Source organism: Streptomyces sp. SPB162, assembly GCF_029504575.1.
Classification (GTDB): domain Bacteria; phylum Actinomycetota; class Actinomycetes; order Streptomycetales; family Streptomycetaceae; genus Actinacidiphila.
In genome coordinates, this window is record NZ_JAQFII010000001.1 from 130,208 (window position 1) to 154,965 (window position 24,758).

The 24,758-nt window shown below is 71.7% G+C and carries 22 protein-coding genes and 2 pseudogenes; 15 read left to right on the top strand and 9 right to left on the bottom strand.

What is annotated here, in order from left to right; genetic code table 11:
- Positions 1 to 124 precede the first annotated feature (124 nt).
- From M2266_RS00640 to M2266_RS00670, 7 genes and pseudogenes are all read left to right on the top strand, one after another.
- Positions 125 to 493, top strand: coding sequence for a VOC family protein (locus tag M2266_RS00640; RefSeq protein WP_277436277.1), 369 nt, complete (start codon positions 125 to 127; stop codon positions 491 to 493).
- A pseudogene (locus tag M2266_RS00645) lies at positions 492 to 711 on the top strand (alpha/beta hydrolase); the annotation flags it as partial. The gene M2266_RS00640 and the pseudogene M2266_RS00645, both read left to right, overlap by 2 nt.
- 197 nt (positions 712 to 908) lie before the next feature.
- The gene (locus M2266_RS00650; RefSeq protein WP_277436278.1) at positions 909 to 1,265 is read left to right on the top strand and encodes a VOC family protein; all 357 of its coding nucleotides are present in this window, start codon (positions 909 to 911) and stop codon (positions 1,263 to 1,265) included.
- Between the two features lie 152 nt (positions 1,266 to 1,417).
- Positions 1,418 to 3,826 carry an excinuclease ABC subunit UvrA gene (locus M2266_RS00655; protein WP_277436279.1) on the top strand — a complete coding sequence of 803 codons (2,409 nt, stop codon included), beginning with the start codon at positions 1,418 to 1,420 and terminating at the stop codon, positions 3,824 to 3,826.
- A gap of 111 nt (positions 3,827 to 3,937) precedes the next feature.
- On the top strand, positions 3,938 to 4,381 hold the full coding sequence (locus M2266_RS00660) for a helix-turn-helix transcriptional regulator (protein ID WP_277436280.1): 444 nt from the start codon (positions 3,938 to 3,940) through the stop codon (positions 4,379 to 4,381).
- Between the two features lie 10 nt (positions 4,382 to 4,391).
- Positions 4,392 to 4,799, top strand: a complete 408-nt coding sequence (locus M2266_RS00665) for a VOC family protein (protein ID WP_277436281.1) — start codon at positions 4,392 to 4,394, stop codon at positions 4,797 to 4,799.
- A gap of 85 nt (positions 4,800 to 4,884) precedes the next feature.
- The gene (locus M2266_RS00670) at positions 4,885 to 5,490 is read left to right on the top strand and encodes a GPP34 family phosphoprotein (RefSeq protein WP_277436282.1); all 606 of its coding nucleotides are present in this window, start codon (positions 4,885 to 4,887) and stop codon (positions 5,488 to 5,490) included.
- A gap of 7 nt (positions 5,491 to 5,497) precedes the next feature.
- Here the strand turns inward: M2266_RS00670 and M2266_RS00675 are convergent, their stop codons facing one another.
- Positions 5,498 to 6,391 (bottom strand): LLM class flavin-dependent oxidoreductase, encoded by an 894-nt coding sequence (locus tag M2266_RS00675; protein WP_277436283.1) that lies wholly within the window; start codon positions 6,389 to 6,391, stop codon positions 5,498 to 5,500.
- 235 nt (positions 6,392 to 6,626) lie between these two features.
- On the opposite strand from M2266_RS00675, the gene M2266_RS00680 reads away from it, so the two are divergent.
- From M2266_RS00680 to M2266_RS00690, 3 genes are read left to right on the top strand one after another with little or no spacing between them, the layout of a single operon-like run.
- Complete coding sequence (locus M2266_RS00680) at positions 6,627 to 7,193, top strand: 2Fe-2S iron-sulfur cluster-binding protein (RefSeq protein WP_277436284.1); 567 nt, start codon at positions 6,627 to 6,629, stop codon at positions 7,191 to 7,193.
- Positions 7,190 to 8,173 (top strand): xanthine dehydrogenase family protein subunit M, encoded by a 984-nt coding sequence (locus M2266_RS00685; protein ID WP_277436285.1) that lies wholly within the window; start codon positions 7,190 to 7,192, stop codon positions 8,171 to 8,173. Before M2266_RS00680 ends, M2266_RS00685 begins: the two co-directional genes overlap by 4 nt.
- Before the next feature lie 39 nt (positions 8,174 to 8,212).
- Positions 8,213 to 10,318, top strand: a complete 2,106-nt coding sequence (locus M2266_RS00690) for a xanthine dehydrogenase family protein molybdopterin-binding subunit (protein ID WP_277436286.1) — start codon at positions 8,213 to 8,215, stop codon at positions 10,316 to 10,318.
- Positions 10,319 to 10,352: 34 nt separating this feature from the next.
- Here M2266_RS00690 and M2266_RS00695 read toward each other — a convergent pair whose 3' ends face one another.
- A complete protein-coding gene (locus M2266_RS00695; RefSeq protein ID WP_277436287.1) occupies positions 10,353 to 10,898 on the bottom strand; it encodes a hypothetical protein in 546 nt (181 codons plus the stop codon).
- Between the two features lie 183 nt (positions 10,899 to 11,081).
- On the opposite strand from M2266_RS00695, the gene M2266_RS00700 reads away from it, so the two are divergent.
- A complete protein-coding gene (locus M2266_RS00700; protein WP_277436288.1) occupies positions 11,082 to 12,404 on the top strand; it encodes a lipase family protein in 1,323 nt (440 codons plus the stop codon).
- Between the two features lie 109 nt (positions 12,405 to 12,513).
- Here the strand turns inward: M2266_RS00700 and M2266_RS00705 are convergent, their stop codons facing one another.
- Complete coding sequence (locus M2266_RS00705; protein ID WP_277436289.1) at positions 12,514 to 14,427, bottom strand: TrkA C-terminal domain-containing protein; 1,914 nt, start codon at positions 14,425 to 14,427, stop codon at positions 12,514 to 12,516.
- Positions 14,428 to 14,992: 565 nt separating this feature from the next.
- Between M2266_RS00705 and M2266_RS00710 the strand changes: the two genes are divergently transcribed.
- Together M2266_RS00710 and glsA are read left to right on the top strand one after the other, a co-directional pair.
- A complete protein-coding gene (locus M2266_RS00710; RefSeq protein ID WP_277436290.1) occupies positions 14,993 to 16,216 on the top strand; it encodes a hypothetical protein in 1,224 nt (407 codons plus the stop codon).
- A gap of 170 nt (positions 16,217 to 16,386) precedes the next feature.
- Positions 16,387 to 17,712 carry a glutaminase A gene (gene glsA, locus M2266_RS00715; RefSeq protein WP_277436291.1) on the top strand — a complete coding sequence of 442 codons (1,326 nt, stop codon included), beginning with the start codon at positions 16,387 to 16,389 and terminating at the stop codon, positions 17,710 to 17,712.
- A gap of 191 nt (positions 17,713 to 17,903) precedes the next feature.
- Here glsA and M2266_RS00720 read toward each other — a convergent pair.
- From M2266_RS00720 to M2266_RS00745, 6 genes and pseudogenes are all read right to left on the bottom strand, one after another.
- A pseudogene (locus tag M2266_RS00720) lies at positions 17,904 to 18,929 on the bottom strand (alanine racemase); the annotation flags it as partial.
- A gap of 225 nt (positions 18,930 to 19,154) precedes the next feature.
- Positions 19,155 to 19,475: a hypothetical protein gene (locus M2266_RS00725; RefSeq protein WP_277436292.1), complete on the bottom strand. Its 321-nt coding sequence runs from the start codon at positions 19,473 to 19,475 to the stop codon at positions 19,155 to 19,157.
- A 1-nt stretch (position 19,476) separates the two neighbouring features.
- Positions 19,477 to 19,608 (bottom strand): hypothetical protein, encoded by a 132-nt coding sequence (locus M2266_RS00730; RefSeq protein ID WP_277436293.1) that lies wholly within the window; start codon positions 19,606 to 19,608, stop codon positions 19,477 to 19,479.
- A 461-nt stretch (positions 19,609 to 20,069) separates the two neighbouring features.
- Positions 20,070 to 20,621: a DoxX family protein gene (locus M2266_RS00735; RefSeq protein ID WP_277436294.1), complete on the bottom strand. Its 552-nt coding sequence runs from the start codon at positions 20,619 to 20,621 to the stop codon at positions 20,070 to 20,072.
- Between the two features lie 200 nt (positions 20,622 to 20,821).
- Positions 20,822 to 21,844, bottom strand: coding sequence for a DNA-directed RNA polymerase subunit alpha (locus tag M2266_RS00740; RefSeq protein ID WP_277436295.1), 1,023 nt, complete (start codon positions 21,842 to 21,844; stop codon positions 20,822 to 20,824).
- Positions 21,845 to 22,073: 229 nt separating this feature from the next.
- Positions 22,074 to 22,241, bottom strand: a complete 168-nt coding sequence (locus tag M2266_RS00745) for a hydrophobic protein (RefSeq protein WP_277436296.1) — start codon at positions 22,239 to 22,241, stop codon at positions 22,074 to 22,076.
- 285 nt (positions 22,242 to 22,526) lie between these two features.
- Between M2266_RS00745 and M2266_RS00750 the strand changes: the two genes are divergently transcribed.
- A complete protein-coding gene (locus tag M2266_RS00750; RefSeq protein ID WP_277436297.1) occupies positions 22,527 to 24,173 on the top strand; it encodes an NAD(P)/FAD-dependent oxidoreductase in 1,647 nt (548 codons plus the stop codon).
- Positions 24,174 to 24,216: 43 nt separating this feature from the next.
- Positions 24,217 to 24,708: an SRPBCC family protein gene (locus tag M2266_RS00755; RefSeq protein WP_277436298.1), complete on the top strand. Its 492-nt coding sequence runs from the start codon at positions 24,217 to 24,219 to the stop codon at positions 24,706 to 24,708.
- Positions 24,709 to 24,758: the final 50 nt, after the last annotated feature.

Sequence of the window (24,758 nt, forward strand, 5' to 3'; positions counted from 1 at the left end):
CGAACCGGCATCGCGACGGATGTGTCGGCCCGCGCATATCCGCTCGCGCGGCGGGGCACCGATCCCTACCGTGTGACGCCCGGCGCGTTCGCGTCCACCGCACCACGGCCGTCACGGAGTTCGCATGCCCCCACTGATGAAGTTGACGGCGATCACCCTCGACTGCGCCGATCCCGAGGCGCTCGCCGCGTTCTACCAGCAGGCGACGGGGCTTTCGCCGCACCCCCGGTCCGACGCCGACTTCGCCGGCCTCACCCGCGGCGACGGCCTCTTCTTCGGCTTCCAGCGCGTCGACGACTACCAGGCTCCGCGCTGGCCCGGCCAGATCGTGCCGCAACAGAGTCATCTGGACTTCAAGGTCGACGACCTCGACGAGGCGGAAGCCGCGCTGCTGACGCTGGGCGCGACCAGGCCGGAAGACCCGCCGAACGACGGAGCCTGGCGAGTCCTCCTCGATCCGGCCGGGCACCCCTTCTGCCTGACCACGGCCTGACCGGGACCGGGCCGACCTCGCCGGCTTCGACGGGCCCCGTCACCCGGCCGTCCCTGTTCCTCGGCGGCGGCCTGGACGCCTCCACCACCTGGATGACCGATGCGATCAAGGCGTTCCCCACCACCCTGCCCGGTCTGCTCTCCTGCCACCTCCTCGACGGCTGCGGCCACTGGATCCAGCAGGAGCACCCCGAAGAGACCAACCGGCTCCTGATCGACCGGCTCACCGCCTGCCCGCCCGGGACGCGGGAACCCGGAAGCGGACCACCGCCGCGTGCGGACCGATCAGGAATCAAGAAGCGTCGGCCACCGAGGTCGGCCTACGGTGACGGTCAGAGGCGAAATCCCGGGCATCCGGGGAGCCCTCGTACCCGACACAACCCGGGTCGCCGCGACCCACGACGTCTGGAGTGACCATGACCGACTCCTCCACCCAGGGGATCAAGACCGTGCTGCACCCCGTCTCCGACCTGGCGAAGGCCAAGGCGGTGTACGCCGCCCTGCTCGGTGTGCAGCCGACGTCCGACGAGTCCTACTACGTCGGCTTCGAGGCCGCCGGACAGCAGATCGGGCTGGTGCCGGCCGGTGGGCCGCAGTCCGAGACGTCACCGGTCGCCTACTGGCACGTGCCGGACATCAAGGCGAAGCTCGCCGAGGTGACCGCGGCGGGTGCCACCGTCAAGGAAGCGGCGCACGACGTCGGGGGCGGCCGCCTGGTGGCCACCGTCACCGACCCCGACGGCAACGTCCTCGGGCTGCTCCAGGACCGTTGAGCACCGGCCACCGCCGCGCCGGTGCCCGGCAGGCCATTGCCCCGGCCGCGCCGACCCAGTAGAACCGGACGTACTTCGCAACTGGTCGGATGGGGCCAGGTGCCGACGGAGACCGCGCCAGCGGACCCCTCATGGATGGAGACACGCACAGCATGGCCAAGAGGACGGACCAGCGGTCGCCCGCGCAGCACGTTGCCGACAGCCACGACGTGATCCGCGTGCACGGCGCGCGTGTGAACAACCTCAAGGACGTCAGCATCGAGATCCCCAAGCGACGGCTGACGGTGTTCACCGGGGTCTCCGGCTCGGGCAAGAGCTCCCTGGTGTTCAACACGATCGCCGCGGAGTCGCAGCGTCTGATCAACGAGACGTACAGCGCCTTCGTGCAGGGCTTCATGCCGACGCTGGCACGGCCGGAGGTCGACGTCCTCGACGGGCTGACGACCGCGATCATCGTCGATCAGCAGCGGATGGGGGCCGACCCCCGCTCCACGGTCGGCACCGCCACCGACGCCAACGCGATGCTGCGCATCCTGTTCAGCCGACTCGGGAAGCCGCACATCGGCCCGCCCAGCGCGTACGCGTTCAACGTCCCCTCGGTCCGGGCCAGCGGCGCCATCACCGTCGAGCGCGGTGCCAAGAAGGCGGTCAAGGCCACCTTCAACCGCACCGGCGGCATGTGTACGCGCTGCGAGGGGCGGGGCGCCGTCTCCGACATCGACCTCACCCAGCTCTACGACGACTCCAAGTCGCTCGCCGAGGGCGCCTTCACCATCCCCGGCTGGAAGTCGGACAGCTTCTGGACCGTCCGGGTCTACGCCGAGTCGGGTTTCCTCGACCCGGACAAGCCGATCCGCAAGTTCACCAAGAAGGAGATGCAGGACTTCCTGTACCGGGAGCCGACCAAGGTGAAGGTCGAGGGCGTGAACCTCACCTACGAAGGGCTGATCCCCAAGATCCAGAAGTCGTTCCTGTCCAAGGACAAGGAGGCCCTGCAACCGCACATCCGGGCTTTCGTGGAGCGGGCGGTCACCTTCAGCACCTGCCCCGAGTGCGAGGGCACCCGGCTCAGCGAGGGCGCCCGGTCGTCGAAGATCGAACGGATCAGCATCGCGGACGCCTGCGCGATGCAGATCAGCGATCTGGCCAAGTGGGTCGGCGGCCTCTCCGAGCCGTCGGTGGCCCCCCTGCTCACCGCGCTGCGGCAGACCCTCGACTCGTTCGTGGAGATCGGCCTCGGCTACCTCGCGCTGGACCGCCCGGCGGGCACACTGTCCGGCGGGGAGGCGCAGCGCGTCAAGATGATCCGCCACCTCGGCTCCTCACTCACCGACACCACCTACGTCTTCGACGAGCCCACCGCGGGCCTGCACCCCCATGACATCCAGCGGATGAACAACCTGCTGCTGCGGCTGCGGGACAAGGGCAACACCGTGCTCGTCGTGGAACACAAGCCGGAGACGATCGTGATCGCCGACCATGTCGTCGACCTCGGTCCCGGCGCCGGGACGGCGGGCGGCACGGTCTGCTTCGAGGGCACCATCGACGGTCTGCGCGGCGCCGACACCATCACCGGCCGGCATCTGGACGACCGGGCCGCCCTCAAGGAGAGCGTGCGCAGGCCCACCGGCGCGCTGGAGATCCGCGGCGCGACCGCCAACAACCTGCGGAACGTGGACGTCGACATCCCGCTCGGAGTGCTCGTCGTCGTCACCGGCGTCGCCGGCTCCGGGAAGAGCTCCCTCGTGCACGGGTCGATCCCCGCCGGTGAAGGCGTGGTGTCGGTCGGCCAGGGCCCGATCCGGGGCTCACGGCGCAGCAACCCGGCGACGTACACCGGGCTGCTCGACCCGATCCGCACCGCGTTCGCGAAGGCCAACGGCGTCAAACCGGCCCTGTTCAGCGCCAACTCCGAGGGCGCCTGCCCCACCTGCAACGGCGCCGGGGTCGTCTACACCGACCTGGCGATGATGGCGGGCGTCGCCACGACGTGCGAGGAGTGCGAGGGCAAGCGGTACCAGGCGTCGGTGCTCGAGTACCACCTCGGCGGCCGCGACATCAGCGAGGTGCTGGCGATGTCGGTCTCCGAGGCCGAGGAGTTCTTCGGCTCCGGTGAGGCGCACACGCCGGCCGCGCACCGCGTGCTCGTCAGGCTCGCCGACGTCGGGCTCGGCTACCTCAGCCTGGGCCAGCCACTGACCACACTGTCCGGCGGCGAGCGGCAACGGCTCAAGCTGGCCACCCACATGGCCGAGAAGGGCGGCGTCTACGTCCTCGACGAGCCGACCACCGGGCTGCACCTCGCCGACGTCGAGCAGCTGCTCGGCCTGCTCGACCGCCTCGTCGACTCCGGCAAGTCGGTCATCGTCGTCGAGCACCACCAGGCGGTCATGGCGCACGCCGACTGGATTGTCGACCTGGGGCCCGGCGCCGGCCACGACGGCGGCGCGATCGTCTTCGAGGGCACACCCGCCGACCTCGTCGCCGACCGCTCCACCCTCACCGGCGAGCACCTGGCGGCCTACGTCGGCACCGGCCCGGAGCCCTCGCGGACACCGTGACGGGCGGACTGCCCCCGTACCGACGCCCACCGGTCGGTACGGGGGCGCTCCGCGGGGTCGAATCGGTTCCCATCCTCACCGCGTACCGCCGTCTGTGGCACGATCGTCCAGGTGACCAGCAGACCCACCGCGGAGCAGCGGCTGCGCGACCTCGCGCTGCTGCGCCGCGTCCGCGACCGGATCGACCGCGAGTACGCGCAGCCGCTGGACGTCCTGGCGCTCGCCCGCGGCGTGAACATGTCGGCGGGACACCTCAGCCGCGAGTTCCGCGCCGCCTACGGCGAGTCGCCGTACGCCTATCTGATGACGCGGCGCATCGAGCGCGCGATGACGCTGCTGCGGCGGGGCGATCTCAGCGTCACCGAGGTCTGCTTCGCTGTCGGCTGCTCGTCACTGGGCACCTTCAGCACGCGGTTCACCGAGTTGGTCGGTGTGCCGCCCAGCACCTACCGGCGCGAGGCGGCGAGCGCGACGGCGGGGATGCCGTCGTGCGTGGTGAAACAGGTGACCCGGCCTATCAGGAATCGGGAAGCGTTGCCACCGGACCGCGGATAGCGTGGCTGCCATGAACATCACGATTCACTCGAGCTTCCTCCCGCACGTCGACGCGGAGGCGTCCCTGGCGTTCTACCGGGACGTCCTGGGCTTCGAGGTCCGCAACGACGTCGGGTACAACGGGCTGCGGTGGATCACCGTCGGGCCCGCCGGCCAGCCCGGCGTGTCCATCGTCCTGCACCCGCCGGCCGCCGACCCGGGCGTCACCGACGACGAGCGCCGCACCGTCACCGAGATGATGGCCAAGGGCACGTACGCCATCATCACCTTCGCCACGCCCGACCTCGACGCCACCTTCGAGCGGCTGCAGGCCGGCGCCGAGGTCGTCCAGGAGCCGACCGAGCAGCCCTACGGCGTGCGCGACTGCGCCGTCCGCGATCCCGCGGGCAACCTCATCCGCATCAACGAGATCCGCTGAGCCCTCGCGGGCCGTTCCCGCCCCTGATGTCCGGCCGGTCCTCCGGCAACGCAGCGCCACCGATGTTTCCGATGTGGAGCCCGTCATGACCACTCCGCGGGACCTGTTGATCATCACCATGGACGTCACGTCCAGCCGCCCCGTGGAGCAGGGCGAGCTGTCGCTGGCCCTCGCCGGGGCCGAGCTGATCGACCTCATCGCCGCCCAGGCCCTCTCCCTGGACGGCGAGCGCCTGCTGCCCGGCCCGCAACCGGCCCTGGGCGACCGCCTGTTGGACGAGGCGGCGGCGGCGCTCGTGCGCGAGGAGCCGTACGAGTCGGCCGAGGACTGGCTGTGGCGCCGGGGCCGTGACCTGTCCGCGGCCTACCGCACCGCCCTGGAGGCGGAAGGCGACACCGTCCGGCCGCGCCACCCGTGGATCCCGCTCAGAACCGGGCCGGCCGAGCTGACCGACTCACCCGCCCGTCGCCACGCGGCCGAGCGCTGGACGTCGGGCGATCCCGTCCTCGCGGGCCTCGCCGCAGCCGTGGGCATCCACGACAAGCCGACCGAGGAGATCACGGACCTCGCCGACGACGCGGTGGTGACGGTACTGGCCGCCGTCCACGAGGCGGTCACCGAACTGGAAGGCGTACGGCAACGGCGCAGGATCGAGGAGGCGGCCTTCGACAACATCTGGCGCGGCCAGTAGGCGACGCCTAAGCGGGCCTGCCCGCGCGCAGTGCGCCGACGGCCGCCTCCACCTGCCGCAGCGGCTCGGGCCCGACCGCCCGCAGCACCACCGTGCCGGCCCCCGCCGCCCACAACTCCCGCACCCGGGCAGCCGCGGCGTCAGCCGAGCCGGTCGCGGCGAACACCTGCTCGACCGGCCGGCCCAGCCACTCGCCGTGACCCGCCAGCGCGGGTCCGACCGTGGCCTCGAGCCGTGCCGGATCGTCCTCGACGCAGAGGAACGTGAACACGGTCAGGCTGTGCCCGGCCTCGCTGCGGCCGCCCTCCTCCATGTGCCCCAGTGCAGCCGCCAGGTCGGCGGGACCGTGCCCCTCCGCGATGATCGCGCCGTCCGCGGCCCGCCCCGCCAGCTCCAGCGAACGCGGTTTGACCACCCCGGCCAGTACCCGCGGCACCACCACGGGCGGATGCACCAGCCGCACCGCGTCCAAGCGCACCTCCCGGCCGTCGACGCTCACCTGCTCGCCGCGCAGCAGTCCGCGCACGGCCGTGACCGTCTCCTCCAGCAGCGCCAGCGGACTGCGCGGCGCCACCCCGACCTTCACCATCCACTCGCGTACCCCGTGGCCGACTCCCGCCGTCAGACGTCCGGGAAACATCCTGGCCAGCGCCGCCAGTTCCATCGCGAGCAGCGCCGGGTTCCGCAGCGGTGCGGGGGCGATCCCGATGCCCACCCGCAGTTCCCGGGTCACCGCCAGCGCGGTGGCGGCGGACGCGATGGATCCGGCCCACTCCAGGTCCTCCACCACCCAGAGGTCGTCGACTCCCAGCCCCTCCATGGCCCGCGCGAAGTCCGGCAACCCCTCCGGGGCCCAGTCGCGGTCGTACATCACACCGACGCGCTTCCCAAGATCAGTCATGGCCCGAACGCTACGCAGCGCAGTGGCGGCCGCGCAACGGACCAGCAGGCCCGGGGGAACGGTGGTCCGCCCGGATCCGCTGCCGTCACCCGGACGGAGTCGCCCGGTGCGCGGGCGCGGGGCGTGCCGCGCAGACTGGGCGGGCGGCCCCGTGCCGGACCCGGGAGGGTCTCCGCCGCCCCTCCGGGCGCGGGAGACGCCGGGTCGCGTGTCGCCGGACGAAGGGGGCAGAGGCGTGGAGCCGACCACAGGCCACCACAGCAGCACCGAACGCGACCAGGAGTCCGCGACCCGCTCGCGGATCACGTTGCAGGTCAACAGAGTCCCGCACACGCTGACGCTCGACCACCGCACCACCTTGCTCGACGCCCTGCGCGAGCACCTGGATCTCACCGGTGCGAAGAAGGGCTGCGATCACGGGCAGTGCGGCGCGTGCACGGTGCTGGTCGACGGCGCGCGGGCCAACAGCTGTCTTCTGCTGGCGGTCACCGTCGACGGTGTGCCCATCACCACCGTCGAAGGGCTGTCCCACGGCGACCGGCTCCATCCGGTGCAGGAGGCGTTCCTGGCGCGGGACGCGTTGCAGTGCGGCTACTGCACGCCGGGCCAGGTCTGCTCGGCGGTGGGCGTGCTGGCCGAGGCGGCCGCGGGCCACCCCTCCCACGTGACCGCGCCCGCCGCGGCACCCGGAGAGCCGGTGCGGCTGACCGGCGAGGAGATCCGGGAACGGATGAGCGGCAACCTCTGCCGTTGCGGCGCGTACCCCAACATCGTCGACGCGATCGAGGACATGAACCGGTGAAGCCCTTTGCCTACCACCGTCCCGCGGACCCCGACGCAGCCGTCGCCGCCTACGCCGCGAACCCCGGAGCCCGCTACCTCGCGGGGGGAACCAACCTCGTCGACCTGATGAAGCGCGGCGTGGAGAGTCCGCACAGCCTCATTGACGTCGGCAGGCTGCCGCTCGACCGGATCGAAGAGGTGCCGGACGGCGGGTTGCGCATCGGGGCGACCGTACGCAACAGCGATCTCGCCGCGGATCCGGTAATCCGCAGCCGCTACCCGGTGCTGTCCCAGGCGATCCTCGCCGGCGCCTCCGGACAGTTGCGCAACGCCGCGACCACCGGCGGGAACCTGCTGCAGCGCACCCGGTGCACGTACTTCCAGGACACGTCCAAGCCCTGCAACAAGCGCACGCCGGGCACCGGCTGCCCGGCCCGCGAAGGCGTGCACCGCGACCTGGCGGTACTCGGACACTCCGAAGACTGCGTGGCCACCAACCCGTCGGACATGGCCGTGGCGCTGAGCGCTCTGGACGCCGTCGTCCTGCTGCTCGGCCCGGACGGGGAGCGCGCCGTCCCGGTCACGGAATTCCACCGGTTGCCCGGCGACCGCCCCGACCGCGACAGCGAGATCCGCCCGGGTGAGCTGATCACCGGGGTGGCGCTCCCCCCGCCCCCCGCCGGACGCTCCGCCTACCGCAAGGTCCGTGACCGTGCCTCGTACGCCTTCGCGCTGGTCTCCCTCGCCGCGGTGCTCGACGTACGGGACGGCACGATCACCGGGGCCGCCCTGACCTTCGGCGGCCTGGCCCACAAGCCGTGGCGCGCCCGAGCGGCCGAAGAGGTGCTGCGGGGGGCACCCGCCACCGACGGGACCTTCGGCCGTGCCGCCGACGCCGAACTCGCTGCCGCCCGCCCGCTGCGTGACAACGGCTTCAAGGTGCTGCTCGCCCGCAACCTCACGGTGAGCCTGCTGGCCGAGCTCGCCGCCCGCACGTGAGCACCGCACGTGACCGCCCGAGGACATGAGGAGCCGACCATGAGCCACTCGATCCCCCCGCTGGGCACGCCCGCGGTGCGCCGCGAGGGCCGTGACAAGGTCATCGGCGCCGCCCGCTACGCGGCCGAGCACACGCCGCCGGGCTGTACCTACGCCTGGCCGGTTCCCGCCACCGTCGCGCGCGGCAGCATCGTCGCCATCCACACCGCTGAGGCGCTGGCCCTGCCCGGGGTCCTGGCCGTCCTCACCCATGAGAGCGCGCCGCGCCTGGAGAAGCCCGACGACGCGACCCTGGCGGTCCTGCAGGACGCGCACGTCCCGCACCGCGGCTGGTACGTCGCCCTGGCCGTCGCGGAGACCATCGAGGCCGCGCGCGCGGCAGCCGACGCCGTACGCGTCGAGTACTCACCCGTCCCGCACGACGCGGTGCTCACCACGGACCACCACGGCCTGTACATCCCGGAAACGGCCAACGGTGGTGAACCGGCCACCAGCGAACGCGGCGACTTCGACACGTCCTTCGGCGCGGCCCAGGTCCGTGTCGACGTGACCTACACGATGAGCGCGCTGCACAACCACCCCATGGAACCGCACGCGTCCACCGCCGACTGGCAGGACGGGCATCTGACGGTGCACGACTCGAGCCAGGGGTCCAGCACCGTCCGCGACACCCTGGCGGCGATGTTCACGCTCGACCCCGACCAGATCACCGTGTACTCCGAGCACGTGGGAGGGGGCTTCGGTTCCAAGGGCACACCGCGGCCCCATGTGGTGCTGGCCACGATGGCCACCTTGAACACCGGACGGCCCGTCAAACTCTCCCTGCCGCGCCACCACCTGCCCACCGTGGTGGGACACCGTGCCCCGACGATCCAGCGGGTCCGGCTCGGCTCCGGCCAGGACGGAGTGATCGCCGCCCTCGCCCATGACGTGATCACCCAGACCTCCACGGTCAAGGAGTTCGTGGAGCAGGCCGCCGTGCCCGCGCGCATCATGTACGCCTCCCCCAACAGCCGAACGAGCCACCGGGTGACCGCCCTGGACGTGCCGACCCCTTCCTGGATGCGAGGGCCCGGCGAGACCCCGGGCATGTACGCCCTGGAGTCGGCGATGGACGAACTCGCCGTCGCCGCGGGCGTGGACCCCGTCGAACTGCGCCTGCGCAACGAACCGTCCATCGATCCCGACACGGGACAACCGTTCAGCAGCCGCGGTCTCGTCGCCTGCCTGCAGGAGGGGGCGGTCCGCTTCGGCTGGGCACGACGCGACCCGCGACCCGGCATCCGCCGCGAGGGCGACCTGCTGCTCGGCACCGGCGTCGCCTCCGCCACGTACCCGGTGCTCGTATCGGCCGCCGGCAGCACCGCGCACGCGGCACCCGACGGTTCCTACCGGATCCGCGTCAACGCCACCGACATCGGCACCGGCGCACGCACCGTCCTCGCCCAGATCGCCGCCGCCGCGCTGGAGGTCCCTCTCGAAGCGGTGACCATCGAGGTGGGCAGCAGCGACCTGCCCACCGCCCCCCTGGCCGGCGGCTCCTCCGGCACCGCCTCCTGGGGGTGGGCGGTCCACAAGGCCTGCCGCACCCTCGTCGACCAACTGCGGGAGCTGACCGGGGAGCTGCCGGCTGCCGGGGTGACCGTCCGCGTGGACACCGAACAGGAGACCGAGACCGAGCCGCCGTACGCACGGCACGCCTTCGGCGCGCACTTCGCCGAGGTCCAGGTCGACACCATGTCGGGTGAGGTGCGCGTCCGGCGCCTCCTGGGTGTCTACGCGGCCGGCCGGATCCTCAACCCGCGCACCGCGCGGTCGCAGTTCATCGGCGGGATGACCATGGGACTGGGCATGGCCCTGACGGAGGGCAGTACCCTCGACCCGCTCTTCGGGGACTTCGCCGAGAACGACCTGGCCTCCTACCACGTACCGGCCTGCGCGGACGTCCCCGCCATCGAGGCACACTGGATCGAGGAGGAGGACGAGCACCTCAACCCCATGGGCAGCAAGGGAATCGGAGAGATCGGCACCGTCGGTACGGCCGCCGCCATCGGCAACGCCGTGCACCACGCGACGGGGATCCGGCTGCGTGAACTGCCCATGACCCCGGATCGGGTCCTGAGGCAGCTGCTCGGCGCCGGCTGAACGCGACCGGCCGGCGCCGGATGCCGGGGAAGCCCTACCGGATCGCCGGGGACTGCCGGCCTCCGCCGATCCGCTCGTCCATCCGCGTCAGCCGGCCCAGGACGCGGCGGTTCATCCACACCAGCCAGACGAAGAAGGCCGCTCCGAAGGCCGCGGCCAGGCCGCCACTGGCATTGCGTCCGCTCGAGAACCAAAGAACCGCCGGCAGGAAGCAGAAGACCGCCATCATGGGGAGCGCCCACTTCTGATTGCGCCGGATCTTCCCCAACCGCCGCCGCACCAGCCGGCCCATGGCTTCGCGCTCGGCGGGATCGTCGGGCAGCTCCTCCTTGATGATGCGGCGGTCCAACGTCGGCACGGCGTCGGACTCGGCGCCGATCGCGGTGGCGTCCTTCCGCCGGCGCCGCATCATGCGCCAGGTCACCACCCCGCAGGCTCCCACGCCGCCCACAACGGCGCTGGGCCAGGCGTCGAGCCCGTTCACGGCGAGCCGCATGGCGACCCACACGATCAGCGCGATGCCGGCGATCCCCCACCAGCGGTCCACGATCCGGGGCTTCGGTCTCTGTTGTGTCGTCACCGGGCTCTCCTCTCGACGCCGAGGGCGGATCCGCGCCCGCCTGCCAAGCGGCTACCCCTTGTGCGGGACGGACAGTCCCCGGCCCGTTGACTGTGAGTTCGCGGACTACCCGCTCCACCCGCCTCCTTCGTACCGTCGCCGCGTTCGTTCCACGAGCCCCGATGCATGCGAAGGGACCGCACCATGGCGAGAACCACCACAAGGCGCCTGGCCCTGTGCGCCACGACCGCAGTACTGAGCGCCGCCCTGTCACTGCCCGCCCTGCCGGCCGGGGCCGTCACCGCGGGAGCGGAGACGGCCGGCGGCACCTCGGCGGCGACGACGTGCGCCGCGGACGACGGCCGGATCTACACGCCGCCCGAAGACGTGCCGGCCACCCCCGGAACCGTCATCGCGTGCCGCCGCGTCACGCTGACGCAGGTGCCCGGCAACATCGCGATGTCCGCCTGGAAAGTGCAGTACAGCTCCACTGACAACACCGGCGCGCCGGTGGCCGTGTCCGGTACCGTAGCCGTCCCGTCGAAAGCCTGGACTGGCCCCGGCGCCCGTCCCATCGTCGCCTTCAACCCCGGTACGCTGGGCCTGGGTTCGCAGTGCGCCTTCTCCAAGCAGCTCGCGGGCGCCTTCCAGGACGAGTACGAGGGCGACAACCTGGCCGCCTTGCTCAAGGCCGGATACGCGGTCGCCGCGACGGACGGCGCGGGCTACCTCGACGGACAGGTACACCCGTACGTGTCCGGAACCGACGCGGGCCACGCCCTGCTGGACATCGCGCGGGCCGCCCCCTCCGTACCCGGCAGCGGTCTGTCGGCCAAAGCCGGCGTCGCCCTGTGGGGGTACTCCGAAGGCGGCGCCGCCAGTCTCTGGGCCGCCCAGCTCGCGCACGGCTACGCGCCCGCCCTCAAGGTCGTCGGCGTCGCCTCCGGCGGGGTTCCGGGCGATCTGAAGGTCGTCGCGCCGTCGCTCAACGGCGGCGCCTTCGCCGGCTTCCTCGCCGACGCGGCGATCGGGATGGCCACCGCCCACCCCCAGCTGCCCTTCACCGAACTCCTCAACAGCACCGGCGAGGACGCCATCGCCCGCGCGGAGACGCTGTGTCTGGTCGGCACTGTCGCCGGGTTCCCCGGCGCGCGGATCGAGAGCTACACCACCGACGGCTACTCGTTGGAGCAGCTGTACACCCTGGCCGGTCCCGACGGCAGGACCTGGGGCGAGGTGCTGGACGCGCAGAAGCTGGGTGTGGGCATCGGGCCTTCCTGGTCCTCGGCCACCTACCGGATCGGGTTCCCAGTGCTGCAATACAAGGGGTTGGTCGACGAGGTCATCCCCGGCGCCACCGAGGACGCCACCCGGGCCGCGTACTGCCGCGCCGGTATCACCACAACCTGGAAGACCTACCCGGGCGACCACCTGCTGGCCGACCAGCAGGCCGTCGGCGACGTGGTGACGTGGCTGGGCGACCGCTTCCAGGGCACGTTCGACCTGGGCAACTGCCTGCTTCCGTAACCGAGTCGGAGAAGTGCCCATCGCCGTTCGGCATCACCCCGGTGATGCCGAACGGCCGCGGCACACGGCCCCGCGGTGATCCGGGCAGTTGTCCCCGCGCGGGCCCCACTCAGCTCCCCGCGAGCACGATCACCCAGTCCTCCGCCGTGAAACGCACGGGGTGCCGCTTGTCGGGGTTGATCCGGACCCCGTACGCGGGGCCCGTCGCGGCCTGCGCGCGCAGCCGGTAGCCGAGGGCGCACTCATGGCGCTGACGTGCCGCGGCGACGACGGTGGCGAACGTGACCTTCTCCCCCGCGCGGACGTAGTCGGCCGCGGGTTTGAGGTAGAGCTCGCTCCCCTCCGGGGTGAACAGCTCGTCGAAGAGACCGGCCAGGTAAGGGCTCTCCGACAGCTGCGTCATCAGCAGGCTGATGAGGCGACCGCTGACGATGAAGTCGACCCCCGCGCGCACCGGCGCGAGCAGCCGGTTGCGGTCGTCGGCCATCTCCGTGGTGAGAGGTATCTCCCGACGTGTCGCCTCCTCGATCGCCCTCAGGTGCAGCAGCGTGACCAGCGTCCTGTCGTCCGTCTCCGTGGCCCGGGTGGCCAGGTGAGCGGCGGCGGACGCGTGGTGCCCGGTGTCTCCGACGACGATGACGCTGTCGTAGGCGAGGACGTCCAGCCCGTTCAGTACGCGTGGGTCGGTGGTGTCCGCACCGTGGAACGTCACGTCGAGGTGCCGGGCGCCGTCTGCCGTGTCGCACGTGCCGGTCGGCGCCGGCCCGTCTCCGCGCGCCACGACGTCGAGTGTGGTGGGGGCGGTCTGACGGAGCGCGAGTTGATCGAGGATGAGGGGGCCGCGGCGGTTCCAGCCGAGCATCAGGAGCCGTTGCGCGGTCGGCGGCCTGGACGTGGCTGTGACGATCGCTCCGGGGTCGACGTCGCAGGACGCGTCCACCAGGACGACCGTGTCGTCGTCCGGTGCGATGACGATGATCCGGTCGTTCTCGGTGATGGCCGTGCGGGGGTCGGGGTTCAGTGCGATGTCGCCGGCGCGCAGCAGGCCGACGACCGAGGCGTCGGAGAAAGCGAGCAGGGCGTCGCCGAAGGTCCGTCCGACGAGCCCGGAGGCGGCCACGGTGTAGAACTCGTCCCCCGCGAAGTCGAGCAGTTCCTCGTAGACGAGTGAGAGCCCGGGCTGGCGGGCGGTCTGCACGACCAGTCGGGCGACGATGTCGTCGATGGCCAGGACCCGTCCGCGCGGTCCGGCGGCCAGCGTGGCGGTGAGGTGGTTCTGCGCGTCCTGGACCGCGGCGATCACGATCGCGTCCCCGGATTCGGGTGTGGGCGCGTTGAGAGCGAGGAGGGTCTTCACCACGTGGGCATCGCCGTCGTCCCCGTCCGGAGGCAGCACCAGGATGGCCTTCGCGGTCTGCGGACTGACTCGGGCCAGAGCGGCGGGGTCGGTGGTGGAGCCGGTGCGGCAGACGATGGACGTGCTGCCGGTGTCCCCCAGCCGGGCGCCGATCTCCTCCTCCATCTCCACCTTGTCCTTCGAAGCCAGGACCGTGACGATGGACCGGCGCTGGTTGGTGTTGGCGGTGACCAGCTCCGCGAGCACCGAGAAGATGGAGTCGGACCAGCCCAGTACGACGGTGTGCCGCGCCTCGAGCACCGCGGAGTGGCCCATGCGGAGCTCGAGGATGCGCTGATTGATCCCCGTGGTGATCAGACTGACCAGGGCCGAGACGAACAGCAGGGCGACCAGCGCGAGCAGGATGGACGCCATGACGTACAGGGGGGAGCCGACCGCCCCTCCGATCTTCAGGGTCTGCCCGACGCTGACCCAGACGGCCGCGAGCCGACCGGAGAAGGTGGCCGGAGTCCGGCGGTCGGTCCACACCAGCACCACGCTCACCGGGACGACCGCGCCCAGGCAGGCGAGAGTGAGCCAGCCGATGAGGGCGGCGGTGCTGCGGGACACGAGATTGTCGAACCGGTACTGCAGGCGCCGCCAGAGCGTCCCGACGTGCTGCACCATGTACCCCCCATGAGACGCCGCGGCAGCCCGCCGACGACCGCCGCCGTCCAGGCCACGTTAGGGAAGTTCGGACGGCGGGCGGCCCGAAGCCGATCCCGCTCACCCGGAGGTATGAATCGAGGAACGGGAACCCGGTCCCACGTTTAAGCGGGGGAAGCGGGGTACCCGATCAACAGGGGGAACGCGGCGGCCGACAAGGGCGGCCGCGGCCCGTCATTCATCCTGGGGAAGAGGAAACTCGCATGTACATAGGTCTCGGTACCGTCGTTCTCATCGTGATCATCATCGCTGTCGTGATGTTCCTGCGGCGCGGCTGACCTCAGCGCGCGGAACGTGTGCACTCGCCCGCACGGCAGTGCCCCACCGGGATCGTGGTCACTCGCCCGCCGACACGGCGGGCGAGTTCCACGGAGCCGTCCCGCGGCACGGGACCGCGCGGACATCCTGCCGCGCCGAGCGTGTCCGGCGGTGAACCCGCACCGGCCCGGTCGGGTCGGGAACGACTGCTAGAATCAGCGTGATGGCCTTCGGCGGCGCCCCGTGCGCGTGCTCGAAGGCTTTTTTCATGCCTTCCGACAACCGTGCCCCCACCGCCCCTGCCATCGTCGGCTACCGCGCCCTGCTCCGTAACCGCGAATTCGCCGGCCTCTACGCCGCCTTCACCCTGTCGGCCGCCGCGAGCACCGTGTCGGGCTTCGCCCTCGGCACCCTGGTCGACCGGCGGACCCACTCCCCCTTCCTGACGGCCGTCAGCATGTACGGCGCCACCTTCGCGACCGTGCTCGGCGCCCTCACCCTGATGTCGGTCGCCGACGGACGCCGACCTCGCCGGATCCTCGTCGTGCTGCAGTGCCTGGAGCTGGCAGGCGTCGCCGCGCAGGCCCTCCCGGGGCTGCCGTTGGCCGCCCGGTTCGTCCTGCTGCTGGTGCTGGGGTTCTTCCAGTCCCTGGGAACCGGCACGCGGATGGGACTGCTCGCCGAAGTCGTGCCCACCGCCGGCTACGCGCCGGCACGCTCCCTGCTGAACATCACGTCGGGCGGCATGGCCGTCCTGGGCTACGCGCTCGGCGCTCTTCTGCTGCGGTACCTGAGCCCGCAAGGAGTCTTCGTCGTCGCCGCGGTCCTGACCGCTGCCGGGCCCGCGGTGGTGGCCACGACCGTCCGGGAGCACTCGATCCGCCTGACCCGCCGCCCCGGACTGCGGCAGACCTGGACGACCAACGCCGCGCTCTTCTCCCGGTCGGGCCGGCGGGCGCTGCTGGTGAACCTCTGGGTTCCCAACGGCCTGATCGTCGGCTGCGAGGCCCTGTTCATCAGCTACGACACGGCGCACGCGGGCACTCTGCTGGCCGCCGGATCGGCCGGCATGCTCCTGGGGGACCTGATGGTCGGACGCCTTTTCACCGCCGACCGGCGACGGCGCCACGCCTACCCCCTGCGGCTGCTGCTCGCCGCCCCCTACCTGCTGTTCGCGTTCCATCCGCCCGTCCCGGCCGCGGCGGCGGCGGTGTTTCTCGCCAGTGTCGGGTTCGCCGCCACCCTTCCCCTGCAGGAACAGCTGCTCGCGCTGACCCCTGACGCGGTCCGCGGCCAGGTCCAGGGCGTCGAGTCCGCCGGCCGGATGACGTGGCAGGGCATCGGCGCCGCGATCGCCGGCGGCATCGCCCAGCACGTCGCCGCCGGCACCACGATCGGCGTACTCGCCGCGACCTCCCTCGCCGTCACCGTCGTCTCCCGGCCGTTCCTGGCGGGCGTCCCGGCGCCCGCACCGCGGCTTTCGGAGGGCTGAGCGGGCGCGGCGGTGCCCCCGGGGTTGGGCCGGCCGGGGTCTCCAGACTGCGGAGAAGGCCGCGGAGCGGAAAAATGGGAGGTCCCGCTGCCAGGAGACGTCATGGGACGCACCACGATCCGACGATCCGGCCCCGGTACGCCCCGACCCCGGCCTCGGGTGCGGACCCGGTGAGCTCCTCCCGCGGCGGCGTGGACGTCGTCACCGAGGCGCTGGCGGAGCTGCACGGCCGCTACGGGGCGCTGTCCGAGGGCCGGGTCGCCGACTACATTCCGCAACTGGCCTTCGCGGACCGTGACTGCTTCGGCCTGGCGCTGATGAGCATGGACGGTCATGGCTACCGCGCGGGACGGTGCGGCGTGTCGTTCACGCTCCAGTCCCTGACCAAGCCCTTCGTCCTGGCCCTCGTCCTGGCCGAGCTGGGCGCCGACGAGGTGCGGCGCAGCGTCGGGGCGGAACCCAGTGGTGAGGCGTACAACGCCATCAGCCTCGACGCGGTGACGGGGCGGCCCGCCAACCCCATGATCAATGCCGGTGCCATCGCGGTCACGGCCCTGGTCCCGGCCACCGGGCCCGGCGAACGGTTCGCCCGGATCCTGGAGTGTCTCGGGCGGTTCGCCGGCCGCGCCCTGTACGTGGACGAGGACGTCTACCGTTCCGAGGTCGCGACGGGCGACCGCAACCGGGCGCTGGCGTATCTGATGCGCGGTACCGGTGTCCTGCGGGGTGATCCGGGCGAATCGGTCGACACGTACTTCCGGCAGTGCGCCGTTCGGGCCACGGTGACCGATCTGGCGGTGATGGGAGCCACCCTGGCGAACGGCGGGATCAACCCGGTGACGCGTGAGCGCGTCGTTCCCGAACCGGTGGCCGTTCAGGTCCTGTCGGTGATGGCGATGTGCGGGATGTACGACGCGGCGGGGAGCTGGATGCTGAACGTGGGCCTGCCCGCCAAGAGCGGTGTGTCCGGAGGCCTGGTCGCCGTCAGCCCGGACCGCTTCGGCATCGCCGTCCACAGCCCGCCCCTGGACGCGGTGGGCAACCCCGTCAGGGGTGTCGCGGCCCTGCGGGAGCTGTCCGAGCGCTTCGGCCTGCATCTGATGCGCAACGCCGCGCCGGGCGCCCCCACCGTGCCGCTGTCGACGACCACGAACGGCGGACGGATCGCCCTGATCGTGGCCCAGGGCCGGCTGGACTTCACCGCGGCGGAGCGCGTGCTGTTCGCCCTGGAGCAGCGGCGGGCGGGCGCGCCGGGCGCGATCGTCCTCGCCCTGGAACGCGTGTCCGGCATGGACTCGTCGGCCAAGGCGATGCTGGAGCGCGCGCTGACCCTGCTCATGGAGGCCGGCCACGACGTGACCGTGGTCGGGGACCTCCCCTTCCGAACCCACGGCACGTGGAAGCGCTCCACGGACCGCGCCCAGGCCCTGACAGCCGCTGAACGGGCTCTGCCCGCCGTTCAGGACCGTCACCGGGACCCCGACGGGAACCGTTGACCAGCTCACCGGTGCACGAGCGGGCAGCCGACCCGGGGCGAGCGAACGTGCCGGGTCCGGGCGGCCGTGCCAGGGTCCGGGCGGCCACGCCGGAATCGATCGCCTGGCGTGCCTCCCGCACCCCCGCGCCCCCTCAGACCACCTCGTAGGGCCCGCTCGGAAGCGGCGGCGGGCCAGGTCTGGGACGCGCAGTCGACGACGCGGTCCGGCCGGGTCACGGTGTGTCCCAGACGCGCCACCAGTTCGCTGCCCACCGCCGGCTCCGGCACGTCCTGCGGCACGAAGAGAACCGACACCTGCAGATGCGGCGGCTCGGCGAACCAGCGCCGCCGGCCCGCCCACACGAAGGGCGACAGGAGGTGGTTGGTGGTCGCCAGGCCGAGGCGGGCCGCGTTCTTGGCCCGCGGCACCACGCCGTGCAGGTCCTTCGGCGCTTCCAGGCCCACCCCGTGCGCGGTGCCGCCCGCGACGACCACCAGGCAGCCGTCGGCAGGCGCCCTGCCCTGCCGGGTGCCGAAGCGCTCCCCCTTCACGACATGGCCGACCTCCAGGACCGTCGCGCGGAACTGCGTGGCGTCCGGGTCGCCCAACCAGAGGTCGGTCCCGATGCGCGCGCGGAACCACGTATCGGGGAACCGTTGCTGCACCTCGTCGAGTTCCACGGCCTCCAGGTGGCTGACGAACATCGTGCGCACGGGCAGCTCCGCGGCGCGGAGCCGCTCCACGCAGGCGATGACCTCCGCCGCGGCGTCCAGACCCCCCACCCGGTTCAGCGGCAGGTGCAGCGCGAACCCCTCCAGGCTGACGTCCTCGACACCGGCACGCAGCAGGTGCAGGTCGCGCTCGCCGACACCCGGCGATCTCATGCTGCTCATCACCTCGACCACGACCCGGGCGCCCCGCAGACCGCGCAGGCCGTCGGCACACGACACCGTCCGGATCACCCGCCCGGGCAGCGCGGGCGCTTCCTCGCCGCGCCAGTAGGGCGACAGGACCAGCACCTTTCCGCTGTACACGTCCTTCATCCGGGCTGCCTCGTAGGTCGTTCCGACCGCGATGACGTCCGCGCCCAAGCGCTGCGACTCCTCCGCCAGAGCTTCGTGGCCGAAGCCGAAGCCGTTGCCCCTGACGACCGGGACCAGTCCGGGGAACTGCCGGGTCACCGCGTCCTGATGCGCCCTCCAGCGCACGGGGTCGACGTAGAGCGTGAGCGCCATGACCGGTGACCTCCTTCTCGCAACTGCGCGACGCGCAAGGTGGAACTGTCGGCAAGTACGGGCATCGCCCGGCGTCCGTTCACGGCCGGGCACAATGCTTCGGAAAGCCACATGACCTGCGGTCCGGACGTCTGCCGGCCACCCACAGCGATCATCAACCCAGCGCTGTCGGACCCCCGTTGGGGCGGTACGACGGATCCGCTGCCCGGTGCCCCGTGCTCGCCCCTAGGGGGCGACGGAACGGTCGGAGAGATGGGCGAGCTCGGTGAAGAACGCCCGGTAGAGAGGCTCGTCCGTGGTGGGGATCTCGACGGTCGCGAGCAGGTGGCGAGAGCTCGTCGTGCCGGCGTAGATCGGTGCGTCGAGCTGCTCGACGTTGCCGAAGTGCAGCCGGGTCACGCCGCCCTTGCGCGCCTCGACGCGTACCTTCACCCAGCTCAGCGGCGTCCGGTACGACCCGATGATGCGATTGCGCCGGAACAGCTCGAAGATCCCGTGGTCGACCCGCAGATGCACGTCACCGTGCTCGAAGACCCTGGATTCCATGTCAGCCGGCCCGTCGGTCGGCGAGCGTGGCCGGCCGGAACGCGCGCCCGGCGTCGGCCGGGCCGAAGAGCTCGAACACCCCCCGATCCACGCGCGGGTGTAAGTCGCCGTATTCGAACGTGAGCGGATCCATGCCGCAGAAGGTATCGCGATTTCGCACTGGTGATCACGGAGGGCCCGACATCCCGCGACGGCCGCGGCCAGGCCCGCGTTCGCGCCCGATCGGTGGGCTGCCCCCGCTCCTGGTGGCGTACGCGGCGGAGCAGGAGCGGACCCCGGCCGCCAGGCGGCCCGAGCCGCTCCGATCCGCTGCCCACGCCCGGGGACCGACGACGGCCCCGGACGCCGTGCCTGCTTCCGGCCCTGCCAAGGGCTGTCCCGGCATTCCTGGCGGGCGCCCGACGACAGCTACGGCACCTCGCTGCGTTGTCGGAACGCCCGAATACATCCAGTGTGGGGGCGCCCTTCCCCTTGCGATGCACCGCACCTGACGCCGCGCGCTGATCCACCAGGGATGACGGGACAGCCCGTAGCCTTAGGACGTGTTGTGAAAGTAGCGGCGTCCCGGGCCAGGCGGGATGTGTCAGACACGGCCTAGCCGACGGGAAGGTGCTTGCGCACCGTGTGCGCCGCGGACCCGAGGTCGTTGACCGAGCGGGCCGCCGCGGCCTGGGCATTGCGTCCGGCCCGCCGCGCGCCACGTCGGCCGCGGTCGGCGGCCAGCTGGGAGCGGTACGCCAGCGACGGCTTTCCGTGGGTGTCGGCGGCGGCGATCGCCAGGCCGCCCAGCAGGGAGAGGTTCTTGTAGAAGTGGATTTTCTGCTGGTTCCGCTCCTCCGGATCGTCAATCGTCCAGTACGCGTGCGCGGCCAGAGTCGTGGGCACCAGCGTCGCGGCGAGCGCGAAGGAGGCCAGTCGGGGGAACCGGCCCAGCGCCAGCAGTACCCCGGCGCCGATCTGCACGCCCGCGTTGATCCGCACGAACTGTTCCGGGTTCTTCTCCAGCGACGGGACCTGCTCGTTGATGCGCCGGACGACGGGCTCGGCGGCCGGGGCCAGCGCCTCGGGGTTCCGCAGCGCGGAGTAGCCGCCGGTGATGAAGGTCGAGGCCAACAGGGGCCGGGCGCATTTCCTCAGAATGGTCATGGAGTGCGGGTGCCCGGCCCGGCGACGTGCATTCCTGGGCCGGGGCGGCCGTCGCCCGCCACCGGCTCTTCCCACCCGGGTGGCCCAGGGCGGGGGCATCGGGCACGGCGGTGTGCGGGGAGCCGGATCGGCTCCCCGCACACCGCCGGCGGAGACGGTCGCTGTCCGCGCCGCCGCCGTCCGGCGTCGGCCCGCGCGGGTCAGTACTGCTCGGTCTCCTGGTACCCGGTGTTCCCGTCGTCGTCGCCGTTGAAGGCGTCGATGGCGGCGGCCGGGTCGAATCCGGGCGGGCTGTCCCTGAGGGTCAGACCCATGCCGGCCAGCTTCATCTTGACTTCGACGATCGACTTGCCGCCGAAGTTGCGGATGTCGAGCAGGTCCGCCTCGGAACGCGCCGTGAGTTCGCCCACCGAGTGGACGCCCTCGCGCTTGAGGCAGTTGTACGAACGAACGGTGAGGTCGAGCTCCTCGATCGGCAGCGCCAGATCCGCGGCCAGTGCCGCGACCGTCGGGGACGGGCCCATGTCGATGCCCTCGGCATCGGCGTTGAGCTCGCTGGCCAGGCCGAACAGTTCGACCAGGGTCTTGCCGGCCGACGCCAGGGCGTCACGCGGCAACACCGCCTGCTTGGTCTCGATGTCGACGATCAGCTTGTCGAAGTCGGTGCGTTGCTCGACGCGGGTCGCTTCCACCGTGCAGGTGGCCTTGAGGACCGGGCTGTAGATGGAGTCGACCGGGATACGGCCGATCTCCTGGCCCTGCTGCTGGTTCTGGACGGCCGAGACGTAGCCCCGACCGCGTTCGACGGTCAGTTCCACCTCCAGCTTGCCCTGCCCGTTCAAGGTGGCGAGCACCAGGTCGGGGTTGTGCACCGTGACCCCGGCCGGGGGCGCGATGTCGGCGGCGGTGACGACGCCCGGCCCCTGCTTGCGCAGGTACATCACCACCGGCTCGTCCTCCTCCGAGGACACCACCAGCTGCTTGATGTTCAGGACGATGTCGGTCACGTCCTCCTTGACGCCCGGCACGGTGGTGAACTCGTGCAGAACGCCGTCGATGCGAATGCTGGTGACAGCCGCACCGGGAATCGACGACAACAGCGCCCGACGCAGCGAGTTGCCCAGGGTGTAGCCGAATCCCGGCTCCAGCGGTTCGATCACGAACCGTGAACGCCACACCTCGACGACCTCTTCGGTCAACGACGGACGCTGAGCGATCAGCACAGGAAAAATCCTCCATACTCCGGCGCCCTGACGCGGCGCCACCACCCGTGACTTTACTGGCGACGGACGTCGTCCGAGCCGCGCCGTGCTGGCGTGGACGGCTCGGGCCGGTTTCCGGCCCGCTTCCGGCCGTCCGGCCGGAGGGCGGGCGCACATGCGTCGGGCCCCGGCATTGCCGGGGCCCGACGCGTCTGCGGAGCGGTGGTGACCACCTGTTCGGCGCTATCGCCTACCAGCGGTACCAGCGGTGTCGGCCCCCCGAGTGCGTACCTCGCATCACGAAGCCGAGCAACCAGACGACCAGCACCACGACGGCGACCCACCAGAGGATCTTCAACGCGAAGCCGGCACCGAAAAGGATCAGAGCGAGCAGTAGAACCAGAAGCAAAGGACCCATGGTTATCAACCTCCTGACCAGCGGATGCCCTCAAGCTGATCGATCATTCACACGAATTCCACGAACGCGTCTCCGCCTTCGCGTCGTTCGCCGAACCCGTACCCGACCCGGCGGGCCACGCCGCGGGTCGTCTCACCCGGACGGGTGAACGGCACAGCGCCGGCGTGCACCACTCCCCCGGTCGTCCTCCGGTCCCTCCACCTCCCGCGGTGCGTGGACCTGGCGGTGCCGGGCACCCGTCCCTGTGGTCTGGTGGAGTTCCGAGGACCCGGCAAGGAGTGACGGATGGCTGAGTCGTTCGACGCGGTGGTGATCGGTGCGGGCCCCAACGGGCTGGTCGCCGCGAATGTCCTGGCCGATGCGGGGTGGCACGTCCTGGTCCTGGAGGAGCAGCCGGTGCCCGGCGGCGCGGTGCGCAGCGACCGGGAGGTCCATCCGGACTACGTCAGCGATGTGTTCAGCTCCTTCCATCCCTTGGCCGCGGCCTCACCCGCTGTCACGGCGCTCGAGCTGGAACGCTGGGGCCTTGCCTGGAGTCACGCGCCGCGGGTTCTGGCCCATCCGCTCGCCGACGGGCGATGCGCCGTGCTGGACCGGGACCGCGGGCGCACGGCGAGGAGCCTGGAGTCGTTCGGGGCGGGCGACGGCGACGCGTATCTGCGCCTGGTGGAGGTGTGGGACCGGTTGGGGCCCGATCTGCTCCAGTCCCTGTTCGCGCCCTTTCCCCCGGTCCGCTCCGGACTCGCGCTCGCGGCCAAGATGCGCGCCGCCGGCGGGCTGCGCCTACTGCGCATGCTGGCCCTGCCGGTACGACGACTCGGGGAGGAGGAGTTCACCGGGCAGGGCGGTCCGCTGCTGCTGGCCGGTTGCGCGCTGCACGCAGACTTCTTCCCCGAGGCCGCCGTCAGCGCGGGCTTCGGCTGGCTGATGGCGATGCTGGGCCAGCAGTTCGGCTGGCCGGTGCCGGTCGGTGGCGCGGGAGCGCTGACGGACGCGCTGGTGCGGCGGCTGGCGGACAAGGGCGGCGAAGTCCGGTGTTCGGCACGTGTCCGTGCCGTCCAGGTGCGGGACGGCCGCGCGGCGGGCGTCGTGACCGAGGACGGACAGCGGATCGGCGCCCTGCGCGCGGTACTGGCCGACGTCCCGGCGCCGACGCTGTACGGGGACCTGGTGAGCTGGGACGAGCTGCCGCCACGCCTGCGGGACGACATACGGCGTTTCCAGTGGGACCACGCCACGTTCAAGGTCGACTGGGCCCTGTCCGGGCCGATCCCCTGGACGGCGCCCGAGGCCGTCGGCGCGGGCACGGTCCACCTGGCGGAGAGCCTGGACCATCTGACGCGGTTCAGCTCCCAGCTGGCCACCGGGCAGATCCCCGATCGGCCCTTCGCCCTCCTCGGGCAGATGACCACCTCCGATGCCACCCGTTCGCCGGAGGGCACCGAGTCCGCGTGGGCCTACACCCACGTGCCGCAGAAGGTCCGCGGGGACGCGGGAGAGTCCGGACTCTCCGGCCGGTGGGACGCGGGCGAGCGGGAGACGATGGCCGACCGGCTGGAGGGTGAGGTCGAGCTGCTGGCCCCCGGTTTCCGGGACAGGATCAGGGCCCGCCGCATCCTGGCCCCGCCGGACCTGCAGGGGCTCAACGCCAGCCTAGTCAACGGCGCTCTGAACGGCGGCACGGCGGCACTCCATCAGCAGGCCGTGTTCCGTCCGACACCCGGTACCGGCCGCCCGGAGACACCCGTCACCGGGCTCTACCTCGCGTCGGCGTCCGCCCACCCGGGCGGCGGGGTGCACGGTGCCTGCGGCGCCAACGCCGCTCGCGCCGCCCTGCGCTCGCAGAGCGCCCTGACCCGTCACGTCCTGGCCCCGGGCCTCTCCGGACTGCAACGCGCCCTGGCCGCACCCAAGAAGCTCCGCGGCCGATGACCTCACCCCCACACGACACGCCCCGCAACCGAAAGGCACTTCGATGGCCGTCCGCCACGTCTTGATCAAACGACCTCCGCACGCCGTATGGTCGGTCCTCAGCGACGGGAGCACCTACGCGGACTGGGTCGTGGGCACGGACACCACCCATGAGGCCGACGCGAACTGGCCGGACGTGGGTTCGTCCATCGCCTACACCGTCAGACTCGGTCCACTCGAGCTCCAGAACAGGACCGTGGTCCGGGTGAACGAGCGCGAGAGCCGCCTGGAACTGGAGGCCTACGCGGGCCCCCTGGGCACCGCGCGCATCGCCATCGAGATCCGCCCCTGGGGCGACCACTCGCTGGTCATCGTCGACGAGCACCCCCTCAGAGGTCCCGGCGGCCGGCTGCACAACACGTTGGTGGACGCCGCGATCATGCTGCGGCACCGCAGCATGCTGGACCGGTTCGCCGCCGCCGTGGAGCGCACCACACCCCCCGAACCCGAACCCACCCACACCGACGAATCCGCCGAGGCCACACCCTCGACCTGATTCCGGACCCGGGGGTACCGTGCGGGGCGTTCATGATGGGCCTGCGGAGC